Raw genomic sequence first — 14,756 nt, 5'->3', positions numbered from 1 at the left:
GCAAACGGCCGCCGGATCGCTCCGGCGGCCGCCTGCAATTTCAGGTGTTTGCGCCCGATCAGTTGGCGGCGACTTCACGCCCGCCGCGCTGCTGGAGCGCGGCAACCTTCTCGACTTCGGCGAGCGCCGCGACGCGCGCGTCGGCGACGCACTTGCTGTCGACCGCGCTGCGGGTGTGGGTGTAACGCGCGGCGGCGGGAAGCGCGCAGGCCTTCTTGAGGCGCGCGTCGATCCGCGCTTCGAGCGCGGCGCGGCCTTCGGCGGTGGTCACGTCGACATCGCCGTAGCCGATCTTGACGGTCACGATCTGCTCGGCCGCGGCAGGAGCGGCGATGGCGGCGAGGGCGATCAGGGGAAGAATGAAACGCATGGGACGAACTCCGAAGTGAGAGAGGATTTTCGGGAAGGCGATGCCGCTGACCGGCATTCGGTTGCCCTTTGAAACTCTGGTGCAGTGCACAAGAGTTATGTGCAAATGCGAAATGCGTGAAATTGGTTCCAAAGAATGCAACCGATTCTGACGGCTTTTCGGGGAACCGTCTGAATTTGCGCCCCGCTTTTCGTGTTGCACTGCAAAATCACCTGTCGCGCGCGCGGCACGCTGGACAGCGGCGGGCGCGCTCCTTAATCCGCCGCCATGAGCGCGCACACCCTTGGCGGCGAGTCCGCCGTTTCCGACTCGATCCTCATCGTCGACTTCGGGTCGCAGGTGACCCAGCTGATCGCCCGCCGGGTGCGCGAGGCGGGGGTCTATTCCGAGATCGCCCCCTTCACTCAGGCCGAGGCCGCCTTCCGGCGGATGCGCCCCAAGGGGATCATCCTGTCAGGTTCGCCCGCCAGCGTCCCCGAGGAAGGCTCGCCGCGCGCGCCGCAAATGCTGTTCGAGGCGGACGTGCCGATCCTCGGCATCTGTTATGGCCAACAGGTGATGACTCACCAGCTGGGCGGCGAAGTGCGGCCCGGGCACGAGACCGGAGAGGGCGGCGAATTCGGCCGCGCCTTCCTCACCGTCACCGCCGAATGCGCGCTGTTCAACGGGCTCTGGGACATCGGCGAGCGCCATCAGGTGTGGATGAGCCACGGCGACAAGGTCACGCAGTTTGCCCCCGGCTTCGAGATCGTCGCCACCAGCGACGGCGCCCCCTTCGCGGTGATCGCCGACGAGCGCCGCAAGTTCTACGGCACCCAGTTCCACCCCGAGGTGGTCCACACCCCCGATGGCGCGCGGCTGATCGCCAATTTCGTGCGCCACGTCTGCGGTCTTGCCGGAGACTGGACGATGGCCGAGTTCCGCCAGACAAAGATCGCCGAAATCCGCGCGCAGGTCGGCGACAAGCGGGTGATCTGCGGGCTTTCGGGTGGGGTCGACTCCGCGGTCGCCGCGGTGCTGATTCACGAGGCGATCGGCGACCAGCTGACCTGCGTCTTCGTCGACCACGGCCTCATGCGCATGAACGAGGCCGAACAGGTCGTGACCCTGTTCCGCGACCATTACAACATCCCGCTTGTGCATGTGGAGGCCGAAGCGCTGTTCCTCGGCGGGCTGGCCGGGCTCACCGACCCGGAAGCCAAGCGCAAGTTCATCGGCAAGACCTTCATCGACGTGTTCGAGGCCGAGGCCAAGAAGGTCGGCGGCGCGGATTTCCTCGCGCAGGGCACGCTCTATCCCGATGTGATCGAAAGCGTCAGCTTCACCGGGGGGCCAAGCGTCACGATCAAGAGCCACCACAATGTCGGCGGCCTGCCCGAACGCATGAACATGCAGCTGGTCGAACCCTTGCGCGAGCTGTTCAAGGACGAGGTCCGTGATCTCGGGCGCGAACTGGGCCTGCCCGACGCCTTCGTCGGCCGCCACCCCTTCCCCGGCCCGGGCCTCGCGATCCGCATCCCCGGCGAGGTCACCAAGGAGCGCTGCGACATCCTGCGCAAGGCCGACGCGGTCTATCTCGAGGAGATCCGCAATGCGGGCCTCTACGACGCGATCTGGCAGGCCTTTGCGGTGCTGCTGCCGGTCAAGACGGTCGGCGTGATGGGCGACGGGCGCACTTACGATTCGGTCTGCGCCCTGCGCGCGGTGACCTCGACCGACGGGATGACGGCGGACGTCTTCCCCTTCGATGCAGGCTTCCTGACCCGCGTCGCCACCCGCATCGTCAACGAGGTCAAGGGCATCAACCGGGTGGTCTATGACTACACCTCGAAGCCACCGGGGACGATCGAGTGGGAGTGAGGCGCGGGGCTGATGCCAGCAAGGTTGCGCGGCTGACCAACGCTAAGCGGGCTCGTCCGACATCTTGATGTGGGCCAGAATGCGCATTTGCGCTTCGCCCGCTTCGGGCGTGTCTCCGGTGGTGGCCCGCACGACGTCGATGGTGAAACCGTCGGCGTGCGATTGGCCGGAGTAGCTGAATTTCTGCACGATCCTGCGGCTGATGATCCGGCAGGTTCCCGAACCGGAAAAGGTACCATCGGCACGGTGCGTGAGACTGTTGACCGCGCACGGATAATCCGAAGTCTTGTACGAAGGGCCACCGTGGTCCAGCTTCATGCGACCCTGCAGCTGCGTCAGCAGCGCCTTGCTTAACAGGGTCTTCGGCGTATCGCTCTTGTCGACCGTCAAAATGTCCGTGAATTCGGGCGCCATCGCGGCGTCATAGCCTTGGAGCACATATTTGCCGGGCGTGAACTTTTCGCTGAGGGCGATGACCGGGCCGGAGGGCTCGGCCACGCGAACGATCCGTCCTGCCTGCGTGGCGTAGCCCTTTTCGGCAAGCTCGGCACTGCCGGCCGATAGCCCGTCGCAGGCAGAGACCATGATCGCTGCCATCGCGACAAATGCTCTTGCATCTGGTCTCATCGGCCTGCCCCCTTTATGCTCCAGGAACAATAGATACCGGACATTGCGACATGGTTACCGCTCGCGGCGCGCTTGCCGCCGTGGCCGATCCGGGCCGAGCGCGATGGCGAGTCCATCTCCTCTTTCAGCCGCCCAGCAAATCACGTATCGCCACGCCGATGCCTATGCTTCGCCCTCTCCCCCTCGCTGCTTGCCTCGCCTTCGCCCTCGCGGCCTGTGCGGGGCCAGAGGCGGAAGCGCCGCTGGCCGATCCCACAGCTTCGCCCGCGCCGGTGACCGAGGGCGCGTGGCGCCTCGATCCGGCCGCCTCGCGCCTCGCCTATGTCTCGATCAAGGCAGGCGAGGTGGCCGAGAACAACCGTTTCGACACACTCTCCGGCAGCGTTGCGGCTGACGGCACCGCCAGCCTCAGCATCGATCTGGCCTCGGTCAGCACCGGGGTCGAGATCCGCGACGAGCGGATGCGCGAGGTGTTCTTCCAGGTCGCCGACAATCCTGCTGCCACCGTCACCGCAAAGCTCGATCCGGCGCGGTTCGTCGGACTTGCGGTCGGCCAGTCGGTGCTCCGGCCGCTCACCGCCGAGGTGACGATCAAGGGCGCGAGTGCCGAGGTCGAGACCGAGGTGCTGGTCACCCGCGTTGCCGAAGACCGCGTGCTGGTGGTGACGGCCGCGCCGGTGATCGTCTCGACCGATATGTTCGGCCTGACCGACGAACTGGGCGAATTGCGCGCGCTCGCCGAGCTGCCCTCGATCACGCCCGCCGTGCCGGTCACCTTCACGCTCGCCTTCACGCGCGGCTGAGGGCACATCGCGCCCAAGATTTGGCGCAGGCTGACGCTACGGCGCGCGCGCGGTCGCTTCGGCCTCCTCAAAAGCAGGCTTGAAAGCGCGCGCCAACTCGGCTTGTCTCCCGTCAAATGTGCCCCCGACGAGGGGCTTTACCGGGAGGACACGCCAATGAAGACCGCAATCACCGAAATGTTCGGCATCGAGCATCCGATCATCCAGGGCGGCATGCACTATGTCGGGTTCGCCGAGATGGCTGCGGCGGTGTCGAATGCGGGGGGCCTCGGGATCATCACCGGGCTGACGCAAGGAACGCCCGAAAAGCTCGCCAACGAGATCGCGCGCTGCAAGGACATGACCGACAAGCCGTTCGGCGTGAATCTGACGATCCTCCCGACGCTCACTCCGCCCGACTACCCGGGGCTGCTCAAGGCGGTTATCGAGGGCGGAGTGAAAGTGGTCGAAACCGCAGGGCGCAACCCGGTCGACCTGCTCCCGCCCTTGAAGGACGCCGGGATCAAGGTGATCCACAAGTGCACCAGCGTGCGCCATTCGCTGAAGGCGCAGGACATCGGCTGCGATGCGGTGAGCGTCGACGGTTTCGAATGCGGCGGCCACCCGGGCGAGGACGACGTGCCCAACTTCATCCTGTTGCCGCGCGCGGCGGATGAACTCGACATTCCCTTCGTCTCGAGCGGCGGCATGGCCGACGGGCGCAGCCTTGTCGCCAGCCTCGCGATGGGCGCGGCGGGCATGAACATGGGCACCCGCTTCATCGCCACCAAGGAAGCCCCGGTGCACGAGAACGTGAAGCAGGCGATCCTCGCCGCCTCCGAGCTCGACACCCGGCTGGTGATGCGCCCCTTGCGTAACACCGAACGCGTGCTGACCAATGAGGCGGTCGAGCGCCTGATCCAGAAGGAGAAGGACCTCGGCGATGCGATCACCATTCAGGACATCCTGCCCGAGGTCGCCGGGGTCTACCCGAAGATCATGATGGAAGGCACGATGGACGCGGGCGCGTGGAGCTGCGGCATGGTCGCCGGGCTGATCCACGACATCCCGACCTGCAAGGAGCTGATCGACCGCATCATGCTCCAGGCCGAGGAGATCATCGCCCGGATGCACGCCCAAGCCCGCGCCTGAACTCCCCGCGCCTCACCCGCGTGCGCCTGATCCAGCGTTGACCCGTTCGCCGCCAGCGCCCGCCGGTGGCCGCTACGTAGTCGCCCGCATTCTCCCCGGGGCCGCAGTGCGGCAATTTGTAGAAGTGCGACAGGCCGATTCTGGAGGGGGTCGGCCCCGCACGTGAGGCTTTTGCCTCCGGGCGGCTGCGGGAGGCTACCCGGAGGATTTGGACGGGGAGGTGGTGATGGAACTCTTGGCCAATGGCCCGGCGTTGCTGGGCGCAATCGTGATCAGCGTCGCGCTTGGGGCGTGGTCGCTCGGGCGGTGGCAGGGCGGGCTTGCCTTGACCGATGATGCGGCCCCGGCAGCCCTGCCGACCGGCGGGGAGGCGGAGGAGGCTCACGTCCAGTGCGCCGCGCCGCGCGGAACGGCGGGCGCTGCCCCCTGCCAGAATGCGGCGCGGACCGAACGCCGCACCGCTCTGGCGGCGGCGGATTCGCTCGGCGAGCTCCACGCCGAGATCACCGCCTATCGCCGCGCCCAGAAGGTGTTCGCCGGCCCCGACGGGCAGGGCCTATGCTTGCAACCGCATTTCGAGGATGTCCGCAGCGAGTGCCGCTATCTCGGTCTCATGGGCGAGCCGACCTGCGGCGTTGCCGAACAGGCGCGGACGGCCTGCGCCTGCGGGACGCGGTGCGCCCACGCCGATCCGCTGCCGCCCGCTACAGCGCGACGCGAAGTCCTGCGTCAGCCCTCGCCTGCCGCTTCGGTCTTGACGCGGGTGTAGGGAACGAAGTCCTCAAGGAACACCGCGCCGCTGAAGAAGCCGGTGAAGCGATCGACCGTCGTGGTGAAGTCGAGGCGGCACAGCTGCGTGCTGTCGCGGCGGTCGACGATCAGCACATCGTCATCGTCGATCTGCTCCGGATCGCGCGTGCGCTGCACCCAGATCGTGTTGCCCCGGCCGTAGACATAGGCCGTCCCCTCGATCGTCTGCATCGGCACATTGCGAAAGGCGCGGATGCAGCGCACCGGCTCGCCCGCGACGCGGCCTTCGAGCAGCTTGGCGAGGCGTTGCTCGCCCTTGCTCAGCGGCGCGGCCGCGGCCTGGACATCGCTTTGCGCGGCGGCGGGGAGGGCCGTTGCGGCGGTGAGGGCTGCGGCAAGGCAGCCGATCAGCACACGGGGATGGCGGGAGATACGATGCATGCGGACATCTCCTTCAAGTCTGAATGCTGAGGCCTTCCATATCCGGCATTAACAGGGGCTGAGCGCAACATTCCTAGTATCGGCTGAAGCCCAAGGATATCTCCAGTTTGCCGTTGCGATCATCGCGATCAAGCGCGAGGTTGACATCGAGCGACACGTCATTGTCCTCGTCGACAGGATAGCTGGCCCTGAACTGGCCGAAATCCTTGTCGGCGCGCAGATGTTCCTCGAAGGACGGGCCATATTTCGCGCCCAGTTCCTTGATCTGCGCCTCGGTGTAGACGGCCGGCGCGACCAAGTTGAGCGGTGTGGGCAGGCACGCATTAAGCCGTCCGGTCAGCCTTGCAAAGTCACGTTCGGCGGCCTCATCCTCGCCTGCGGCATAGTCCCAGTCGCAATCGAGATCGAACCCGTCCTGCGGGCTGGCGAGGTTGCAAGCGCTCGCATCGCGAAGCGCGGACGGCTTGCCGTCGAGGGTCATGTCGATCAGCCCTCTGGCGTTGACTGTCAGCCCCACGCCCCTCAGCCGCGCATCGCCCTTGGCGAACATCACCTCGATCAACTCGCAGCCGGGCTTGGCCGCTGCGCCCGTCGGCGCGGCGATCAGCGCCGCCGCCAGACCAGCCGCCGCGAGCCGCCCGGGCTTACCGATGGCCAGCGTCGGCTCCCGAAGCGATGTCGGGGAGCCCCGCCTGCGCCGCGCCGTCCGCCGGGCCGCCCTTGAGGACGAAGCGCCGGTCGCAATAGCCGCAATCGACATAGCCGTGCTCGTCGATCTCGAGGAACACGCGCGGGTGGCCCAGCGCCGCCGGGCGGAAGCCCGCGCCGCCGCGGATGCCGGTCGCCCCGTCGCAGCTTACGCGGTGGGTATCGACCATAAGGGTTTCGGGAGGAGGAATGCTCATGGCCCCTGCCGATACAATTCCCCGGGCCCAAGCGCAATTGCCTTCGCCGTCCTGCCGCCCTAGGGCCTGCACCATGTCCACCGAACCCGCAATCCGCATCGACAACCTCGTCAAGCGCTATGCCCCCGCCAAGGGTGCAAAGGGCACGATGACCGAAGGCAAGCTTGCCTTGGGCGGGGTCACCTTCGATGTGCCGCAGGGCTCGATCTTCGGCCTGCTCGGCCCCAATGGCGCGGGCAAGTCGACGCTGATCAACATCCTTGCCGGGCTGGTCAACAAGACCGGCGGCACGGCCGAGATCTGGGGCTTCGACATCGACGAGCACCGCCGCAACGCGAGCCGCTCAATCGGGATCGTGCCGCAGGAGATCGTCTTCGATCCCTTCTTCACCCCCTTCGAGGTGCTGGAGAATCAGGCGGGCTTCTACGGCATCCCTGCCGCCCTGCGCCGCAGCGAGGCGCTGCTCGAAGCGGTGCGCCTTTCCGACAAGCGCAACGCCTATGCCCGCACGCTGTCAGGCGGGATGAAGCGGCGGCTGCTGGTGGCCAAGGCCATGGTCCACTCGCCGCCCATTCTGGTGCTCGACGAGCCCACCGCCGGGGTCGATGTCGACCTCAGGCGCCAATTGTGGGAGCTGGTCAGCGAATTGAACCGCGAGGGCGTGACCGTCGTGCTCACCACCCACTATCTCGAAGAGGCCGAGGAGCTGTGTGACCGGATCGCGATCATCAACCACGGACAGGTGATCGCCGACAAGCCGACCCGCGAGCTGGTCGGCATGGCGCGCGAGAAGGTGGTCGCGGTGACCGCCGCCGACGATCTCGCCGCCGCGCCTGTGCACGAGGCCTTCGCGAAGGTAGAGTGGGACGGCGCGCGCGATGTCATCGTGACTTATGACAAGGACCGCCTCAATGCCGGACAGGTGCTCGGCATCCTTCAGGCGCAGGGGCTGGTGATCGCCGATGTGACGACGCGCGAGGCCGATCTGGAGGATGTCTTCGTCCAGCTCACCGCTGCGGCCTGATGGTGGCGCGGGCGCGCCGTCAGGTCGGGGTCGGCTCGCCGTGGTTGGCCTTCGCGTCCTTGCGCTTGCGCCAACGCCGCCGACCGAGCCGCTCTATCGGCGCCTCGCAATGGCGGCATATCCCGACATAGACGCGACCATTCCACGAAACTTCACGACGCAACGGCCGATGCTGGTTCATCAGGCACGCAAGATTACTGAATAAGGACATGGACAAGCAAGCCCCGGTGAGAGGTTATGGCGACCCGCCAATGCATTACAACCCGGTGGCGCGCTCCGATTCTCCGACCGGCGACGCGTCCGGCGATGACTTAGCATCATGTTGCAGTGCAACCTAGGGGAAATGCGCGCGCACCTAACTAAAGTTAAAACTTAACTTGCACTTGCCGCTGCCCGAATTGCGCGGCAATGCGCCGCAATGGTGACGGATGATACCTTGCCCCGCCCGCAGGATGCGCTGAAGAATCGAGGTCACGACGTGCTCGTGATCGGATCGGGCGCGGCGGGGCTGACCGCGGCGCTGGCGCTGGCCGAGACGCGGCGCGTGCTGGTGCTGGCCAAGGGCTCGCTCACCGGCGGGTCGACCGCCTGGGCACAGGGCGGGATCGCCGCCGTCCTCGACACTGGCGATACCTTCGAAAACCACGTGCGCGACACAATGGTGGCAGGCGCGGGGCTCAATGATCTGGCCGCGGTCGAATTCGTCATCGAGCGCGCGCCGCGCTCGATCGACCGCCTGTGCGAGCTTGGCGTGCCCTTCAACCGCGATGCCGACACGCTCCACCTGACCCGCGAAGGCGGGCATTCGCACCGCCGCATCGTCCATGTCGACGACGCCACCGGCTGGGCGGTGCAATCGGCGCTGGTCAAGGCGGCCGAGGCCAATCCCAACATCACCTTGCTGCCGGGCCGCACCTGCATCGACTTCATCACCGACCGCCACCGCGAGCAGTTCTCCGCCGCGGGCCGCGTGTGGGGCGTCTATGCGCTCGACGAAGCCACCGGGCGGGTCGAGCGCCATGTCGCGCGCGCCACAATCCTCGCCACCGGCGGCGCGGGGCGCGTGTATCAATTCTCCACCGCCCCGCGCGGCGCGACCGGGGACGGGATCGCGATGGCATGGCGGGCGGGCGCGCGGGTCTCCAACATGGAGATGATGCAGTTCCACCCGACCTGCCTCTACCACCTCGAGACCAAGAACTTCCTCATTACCGAGGCGGTGCGCGGAGAAGGTGGCCGGCTGATCAACCCGCGCACCGGCAAGCGCTTCATGTCGTTCTACGACAAGGAGCGCATGGAGCTGGCCCCGCGCGACGTGGTCGCCCGCGCGATCGACGCCGAGATCAAGCGCTTCGGCCTCGATTACGTCCATCTCGACATCAGCCACGAGAGCCCCGACTTCGTGCGTGGCCACTTCCCGACCATCTACGACAAGCTGATGGGCCTCGGGATCGACATGACCAAGCAGCCGATCCCGGTCGTGCCTGCGCAGCACTACACCTGCGGCGGGGTGGTGGTGGATTTGCAGGCGCGCACCGACATCCCCGGCCTGTGGGCGGCGGGCGAATGCACCGAAAGCGGCCTCCACGGCGCGAACCGGCTGGCGTCCAACAGCCTGCTCGAATGCTTCGTCTTCGGCGAGGCGGCGGCGCAGGACATTCTCGAGAAGTGGGACACGCTGGAGGCTCCGCCTGCGATCCTGCCGTGGGACGAAAGCCGCGTGACCGACTCCGACGAGGAAGTCGTCATCAAGCAGAACTGGACCGAAATCCGCCGCTTCATGTGGAACTACGTCGGCATCGTGCGCACCACCAAGCGGCTGGAGCGCGCCGCAAGCCGCATCGAACTGCTCAAGCGCGAGGTCGAGGATTACTACGGCGCCTTCCGGGTGACGACCGATTTGATTGAGTTGCGCAACCTGCTGCAATCGGCGGAGCTGATCGTCCAATCGGCACTCCGGCGGAAGGAGAGCCGGGGGCTGCACTATACGCTGGATTATCCCGCGCTCGCGGACGAGGCGAAGGATACGGTGCTGGTGCCGTGACTTGGACGGTAGATCTGCGCTTGCTGCAAGACGGCGCCGTGCACCTGTTCTGGCAACGCGCTGTCCTCGACAAGTGGTGCGCCGATCTCGACGCACTTGGCTACGATCTTCATCTCATCGATTGCACTGACCCCGGCACGATGCGGACCCGGTTCAGCGACGTTCTCCACTGGGAAGAGCAGTTCGGCTATGGCCCTTGGACGGGCAATCTCGACGCGCTCAATGACGGCATGAGAGGCTGGCCCTTTGAGGGAAACGACAAGGTCGCTTTGGTTCTTCTCGGGTTCGACCGGCATGTAAGTCGCGGCGAGCGCGAGGCCATCGCATTGCTCGACATCATCGAGACTCAATCGCGCAACTGCTTGCTTCAAGGGGCGCGGCTTCTGGCCCTGGTCCAAACCGAGGATCGCAGCTTTTTCACGCCCGACCTCGGCGGACGTGCTGCGATGTGGAACCCGGACGAATGGTCGAACGCATCGCGCGGATTGTGATCGGTCTGGAACCTGCCGGTTAGGTTCCGGTTCATTTGGTGCGACCTAGCAGGGCATCTCGGCAGATCATCAAAAACAAGGGCGAACTTATGAAGAGAACCGTTGGCCTGCTTTGCGTTGCAATGCTCACGGCTGCTCCCCTCGCCGCTCAAGACTCCGCCCCCGCCGAATCCGAAAACGCCATCGTCGTCACCGCCCAGCGCTCGGGCGCGCCGATGTGGATTGTCGAGACGGCCACCGGCACCGTCATCCTCGTCGGCGAGATCCGGGCTATCCCGAAAACCACCCCGTGGGAGCCTGCGCGCCTTGACGAAGCCACCCGCGCCGCAGACCGCGTGATCCTCGGCGCGCGGCCCAAGATTTCGCCGGGGGACATCTTCCGGCTGATGTTCTCAGGGGGCAAGCTCACCAAGCTGCCCGACAAGACCGTGGCGAGCGAATACCTCTCCGCAGACCAGTGGCAGCGCCTGCAAGCGCTCGGCATCGCGCATGACGAGGACTACTCGCGAAAATCTTTCCTCATCACCTCCTTCGGGATGCTGCGCGAGGAGCTGCGCTTCAACCGCGACACCGCCGATGATGCCTCCGACGTGGTCAAGAAAGCCGCCGAGAAGGCCGATGTCGCGATCACCCGCGCCGCGACGCTCAGGGGCGAGGACGTGATCGACAATCTCTTCGAGGCGCCGCCCACCGCGCACATCCCCTGCCTTGTCGCGGCGATGGATGCGGTGGAAGCCGGGCCGGGGATCGTCGAGGAGCGCGCCACCAACTGGCGGCGCTTCAAGATCCCGGCAGTGATGAACAACCCGCTTGAAAGCGCGCTCGGCCAGTGCTGGCCCTGGGCGGACGAGACGCTCGGCAGCGAATTGCGCACGATCTGGGTCGACCGCATCGCCGAGGCGAGCGCCGCGAAGGGCACGACGCTCGCAGTCGTGCCGCTAAGGGTGTTGGCGGAAGATGGCGGGGTGCTTGACCAATTGGACGCGCGCGGCTTCGATATCGCCGGACCCCCGTGGAAGTGACCGCGCGGGCCTGAGAGGACCCGCCTGACACATGCCCACCTTGACCACCCCCAACACCGGCATCGAAATCTTCTACGAGGAGCACGGCGATCCCAACGCCGAGGCGATGCTGCTGGTGATGGGCCTCGGCGCGCAGATGACGCTGTGGCCGGATGAACTGGTGGCGGCGCTCGCGGCGGAAGGCTTCCGGGTGATCCGCTACGACAACCGCGACATCGGCCTCAGCCAGAAGATGGAAGGCCAGCGCGCGCCCTCGCTGCCGGTGCAGGTCTTGCGCAAGAAGATCGGTTTCCCCGCCAAGGTGCCCTACACCCTCAAGGACATGGCCGATGACGGGATCGGGGTGCTGAGCGCGCTCGGCATCGACCGGGCCCATGTCGTCGGCGCCTCGATGGGCGGGATGATCGCGCAGCTGATGGCGATCCACCACCCAGAGCGGCTGATGAGCATGACCTCGATCATGTCGACCACCGGCAACGGCAGGCTCCCCCAGGCCGAGGCGAACGCGATCGGCGCGCTGACCGCGCCGCTCAAGGGCATGGACGAGGACACCCTCGTCGCCCACGGCCTCAACATCATCCGCAATATCGGCACGCCCGAAAGCGCGGAGTTTCCCTTTGACGAGGCGCACCAGCGCGCGCGGGTGCTCGCGAACATGCGCCGCTCGGTCTACCCCGCAGGGCTTCCGAGGCAGCTTGCCGCGATCATCGACGACGGCGACCGCACCAAGCGCCTCGGCGCGGTGCGCACGCCGACGCTGGTGCTCCACGGCGAGGCCGACCCGCTTGTGAAACTCCCCGGCGGCGAGGCGACTGCGGCGGCGATCCCCGGCGCGCGGCTGGTGACGATCCCCGGCTGGGGCCACGACCTGCCGCTGAAACTGGTGCCACGCCTCGCGGGCGAGATCGCGGAGCATGCGCGGGGCCGATAGTGCAGCCGCCGCAATGACAGGGTAACGGCTGCACCATCTCCTGCCACGGGCTTGCCGCGAGCCGTCCTAGTAGGGCAGCGGCCAGCGACCGATTCTGCGAACGAGTATGTGCAGCGTGCGCGTGTCGGGATCGAGGAGCCCCTGCACCAGATAGCCTCGCTCGGTGACATTCCCGCCTGGTCGGCATGGACGAACCCTGTCGCTTGGCGGCGCGTCTGCGGAAGGCGACGCCATCACCTTGTAGCAGAGGGTCAAGCCGCGGGTCGCTTGCCAGACCTCATCCTCGCTCAGGTTGCCGAACGACATGAATTGGTGCTCCGCCTGACTGCGCCAGCGTATCGTGTCGGTGCCCGGCTGACCGGGAAATGCGACGCCCTCAAGCGACAGCGGAGCAATCGTCCATGGGGCGCCGACGGAAATGGTCTTCCGGTATTGCCCGAACTGCTCGGCATCGAACCGGGCAATGCCTTCGAGATTGTAGGCGTTCTTCTTGATCGAGGGTCGCTCCACCTTGCTGTCGGCGAAGGCGACATCGGCCGGGAGCTGGAACTGCGCGCGCAGCAGCTGCTCTTCAGCGGCCCGCGGGGTCCGCAGCCACGGAACAGCAAGCAGGCCGACAAGAATGATCCCGCAGGCCAAGATCCAGGCGCGCTTGTCCTTCTCGCTCACGAACGGTTCTCCTCGACAGGCAGGCTTGCCGGCCATGGCGCTCAGGCCCGACTGCCCGCCTTCGCGGCCCGTATCGCCGCGCCGGAGCTAACATCCGGTTAGGATGCGACTTTTGCAGGGTCGCGGATGATGCCGCTTACCGCCCCTCCAGCCACGCGCGGCTGGTGCGCGCGCATTTGCGGGCGCGTTCGACGAGGTCGGGGTAGGCGTTGCGCAGCGTGGCGGAGCGTCCCTCGATTGCCATGGGCAGGTGGTCGGGCAGGGCATCGACCATCGCGGCAAGAGGGAGGCCGCCCTGCCCGAGCGGCATGCGGCGGTTGATCGCATCGTCGATGATCGCGTCGAAGTTGCTGGTGTCGGGCCCGTCGGCGGGCGCGTCGCAGGGCTGGCAGTAGCTGAGCCATTCGCGCGGGATCGCCGCCAAGTCCTCCGCCGTCCCGCCGGAGCGTGCCCAATGGAGCGTGTCGACCAGCAGCGCCTTGGCCTCGCCCTCGACAGCCTCCAGCACGGCGCGGGCCATGTGGATGGTCTTCACTTCGGTGAAGATGCCGAATTCGAGATTGACCCTGACACCCGTGCCCGCTGCCGCATCGACCAAGGCCTGGAACTTGGCGGTGGTGGCGGCCATGTCGGGGTCGGAGGAGACGCACAGGAGGTTCCGCGCGCCCAGCTCGGCGGTGATGTGGACCAGCTCGGTCAGCCACGGATCGGGCGCGCCCGGCATGATCCACGCCACCTCGCAATCGAGCAGCGCGACGCCCGCATCGCGGGCCTGCTCACAGATCGCGCGGGTGGTGGCGGGGGTCCAGCTGTCCTTCTCGATCCACATCCCGCCGAAGTCGAAATCGGACGCTGCGGCGCATTCGATCAGCTGGGCAGGGGTGGCTTCCGGCATGATCCCGGCGGCGAGCGAGATCAGCCGTCTGGTCACAGCGTCTGCCCGTCGTCGAGCACGAAGTCGGTGCCGGTCACGAACTCGGAGGCGTCCGAGCACAGGAACAGGATCATTGCGTCGAGGCCCTCCTCGCCCATCAGTCGGCGCTTGGGGAAGCGGGCGATCTGCTTTTGGCCGGGTTCGGTGTCGAACCACGCATCGTTGATCGCGGTGCGGATGTAGCCGGGGGAGACGGTGTTGACGTTGATCCCGGCCCGCGCCCACTCGCGCGCCATCGTCCGCCCCGCCTGCACTACGCCCGCCTTGGACGCGGCATAGGCGACGAGGCCAGGGGAGGCTTCGAAGGCGGTGATCGAGGCGATCAGGACGATCCTCCCCTTGCTCACCCCCTGCGACATCATCCGCCGCGCACCTTCGCGGGCCGTCAGGATCGCGCCCTTGAGGTTGATCGCGAGGGTCTGTTCGATCTCCTCCTCGCAGATGGTGGTCGCCATTCCCGCGCCGTCGACCCCGGCATTGGCGATCACCGTGTCGACGGGCGAGCCGAAGGCGGCCTCGGCGGCGTCGAAACCGGCGATGATGTCGGCCTCGCGCGCGACGTCCATCTGCACCGCAGCGGCGGCGGGGCCGATCTCCCCGGCAAGCGCCGCCAGACGATCCGCCCGCCGCGCGCCCAGCGCGACCCGCGCGCCGCTGGCGGAAAGGATGCGCCCGAAGCGGGTGCCGAGGCCCGAGGACGCGCCGGTGACGAGCGCGGTGCGTGCCGAGAGGTCGAAGGAGAAGCCTGCCATGC

At 66.9% G+C, this 14,756-nt stretch carries 17 protein-coding genes; 9 read left to right on the top strand and 8 right to left on the bottom strand.

Features of this window, described 5'->3' with window-relative positions; genetic code table 11:
• Positions 1-58: 58 nt before the first annotated feature.
• Positions 59-370 carry a UrcA family protein gene (locus NBV68_RS02540; RefSeq protein ID WP_296306946.1) on the bottom strand — a complete coding sequence of 104 codons (312 nt, stop codon included), beginning with the start codon at positions 368-370 and terminating at the stop codon, positions 59-61.
• 267 nt (positions 371-637) lie between these two features.
• Here NBV68_RS02540 and guaA point away from each other — a divergent pair, with 267 nt between their 5' ends.
• On the top strand, positions 638-2,230 hold the full coding sequence (gene guaA, locus NBV68_RS02535) for a glutamine-hydrolyzing GMP synthase (RefSeq protein WP_296306945.1): 1,593 nt from the start codon (positions 638-640) through the stop codon (positions 2,228-2,230).
• Between the two features lie 42 nt (positions 2,231-2,272).
• Here guaA and NBV68_RS02530 read toward each other — a convergent pair whose 3' ends face one another.
• Positions 2,273-2,827, bottom strand: a complete 555-nt coding sequence (locus tag NBV68_RS02530; RefSeq protein WP_296306944.1) for a hypothetical protein — start codon at positions 2,825-2,827, stop codon at positions 2,273-2,275.
• Between the two features lie 194 nt (positions 2,828-3,021).
• Here NBV68_RS02530 and NBV68_RS02525 point away from each other — a divergent pair, with 194 nt between their 5' ends.
• The 3 genes from NBV68_RS02525 (at position 3,022) to NBV68_RS02515 (ending at position 5,560) form a co-directional block, all read left to right on the top strand.
• Positions 3,022-3,660: a YceI family protein gene (locus tag NBV68_RS02525; protein ID WP_296306943.1), complete on the top strand. Its 639-nt coding sequence runs from the start codon at positions 3,022-3,024 to the stop codon at positions 3,658-3,660.
• Between the two features lie 156 nt (positions 3,661-3,816).
• Positions 3,817-4,791, top strand: coding sequence for a nitronate monooxygenase family protein (locus NBV68_RS02520; protein ID WP_296306942.1), 975 nt, complete (start codon positions 3,817-3,819; stop codon positions 4,789-4,791).
• Between the two features lie 226 nt (positions 4,792-5,017).
• On the top strand, positions 5,018-5,560 hold the full coding sequence (locus tag NBV68_RS02515; protein ID WP_296306941.1) for a hypothetical protein: 543 nt from the start codon (positions 5,018-5,020) through the stop codon (positions 5,558-5,560).
• Here NBV68_RS02515 and NBV68_RS02510 read toward each other — a convergent pair.
• The 3 genes from NBV68_RS02510 to NBV68_RS02500 form a co-directional block, all read right to left on the bottom strand.
• Entirely contained in the window at positions 5,521-5,982 is a 462-nt protein-coding gene (locus NBV68_RS02510; RefSeq protein ID WP_296306940.1) for a hypothetical protein, read from the bottom strand. The two genes, NBV68_RS02515 and NBV68_RS02510, sit on opposite strands and share 40 nt — an antisense overlap.
• A gap of 73 nt (positions 5,983-6,055) precedes the next feature.
• Positions 6,056-6,544, bottom strand: coding sequence for a hypothetical protein (locus NBV68_RS02505; RefSeq protein WP_296306939.1), 489 nt, complete (start codon positions 6,542-6,544; stop codon positions 6,056-6,058).
• 82 nt (positions 6,545-6,626) lie between these two features.
• A complete protein-coding gene (locus NBV68_RS02500; protein WP_296306937.1) occupies positions 6,627-6,887 on the bottom strand; it encodes a zinc-finger domain-containing protein in 261 nt (86 codons plus the stop codon).
• 73 nt (positions 6,888-6,960) lie between these two features.
• On the opposite strand from NBV68_RS02500, the gene NBV68_RS02495 reads away from it, so the two are divergent.
• The 5 genes from NBV68_RS02495 (at position 6,961) to NBV68_RS02475 (ending at position 12,399) form a co-directional block, all read left to right on the top strand.
• Positions 6,961-7,911, top strand: a complete 951-nt coding sequence (locus NBV68_RS02495; RefSeq protein WP_296306936.1) for an ABC transporter ATP-binding protein — start codon at positions 6,961-6,963, stop codon at positions 7,909-7,911.
• Positions 7,912-8,329: 418 nt separating this feature from the next.
• Entirely contained in the window at positions 8,330-9,955 is a 1,626-nt protein-coding gene (nadB, locus tag NBV68_RS02490; RefSeq protein ID WP_296306934.1) for an L-aspartate oxidase, read from the top strand.
• Entirely contained in the window at positions 9,952-10,446 is a 495-nt protein-coding gene (locus NBV68_RS02485) for a hypothetical protein (protein WP_296306933.1), read from the top strand. Before nadB ends, NBV68_RS02485 begins: the two co-directional genes overlap by 4 nt.
• An 89-nt stretch (positions 10,447-10,535) precedes the next feature.
• Positions 10,536-11,468 carry a TraB/GumN family protein gene (locus tag NBV68_RS02480; RefSeq protein WP_296306930.1) on the top strand — a complete coding sequence of 311 codons (933 nt, stop codon included), beginning with the start codon at positions 10,536-10,538 and terminating at the stop codon, positions 11,466-11,468.
• A 31-nt stretch (positions 11,469-11,499) separates the two neighbouring features.
• Entirely contained in the window at positions 11,500-12,399 is a 900-nt protein-coding gene (locus NBV68_RS02475; protein ID WP_296306928.1) for an alpha/beta fold hydrolase, read from the top strand.
• Between the two features lie 66 nt (positions 12,400-12,465).
• Here NBV68_RS02475 and NBV68_RS02470 read toward each other — a convergent pair whose 3' ends face one another.
• The 3 genes from NBV68_RS02470 to NBV68_RS02460 all read right to left on the bottom strand — a co-directional run bounded on the left by NBV68_RS02470 (position 12,466) and on the right by NBV68_RS02460 (position 14,754).
• Positions 12,466-13,068: a hypothetical protein gene (locus NBV68_RS02470; RefSeq protein WP_296306926.1), complete on the bottom strand. Its 603-nt coding sequence runs from the start codon at positions 13,066-13,068 to the stop codon at positions 12,466-12,468.
• 136 nt (positions 13,069-13,204) lie between these two features.
• Entirely contained in the window at positions 13,205-13,999 is a 795-nt protein-coding gene (locus tag NBV68_RS02465) for a TIM barrel protein (protein WP_296306924.1), read from the bottom strand.
• The gene (locus tag NBV68_RS02460; RefSeq protein WP_296306922.1) at positions 13,996-14,754 is read right to left on the bottom strand and encodes an SDR family NAD(P)-dependent oxidoreductase; all 759 of its coding nucleotides are present in this window, start codon (positions 14,752-14,754) and stop codon (positions 13,996-13,998) included. The genes NBV68_RS02465 and NBV68_RS02460 overlap by 4 nt, the downstream gene beginning before the upstream one ends.
• Positions 14,755-14,756 lie beyond the last annotated feature (2 nt).

Origin of the sequence: Erythrobacter sp., from assembly GCF_023653175.1 — a bacterium.
GTDB lineage: Bacteria > Pseudomonadota > Alphaproteobacteria > Sphingomonadales > Sphingomonadaceae > Erythrobacter.
This window is presented reverse-complemented; position numbering and strand designations above follow the sequence as displayed.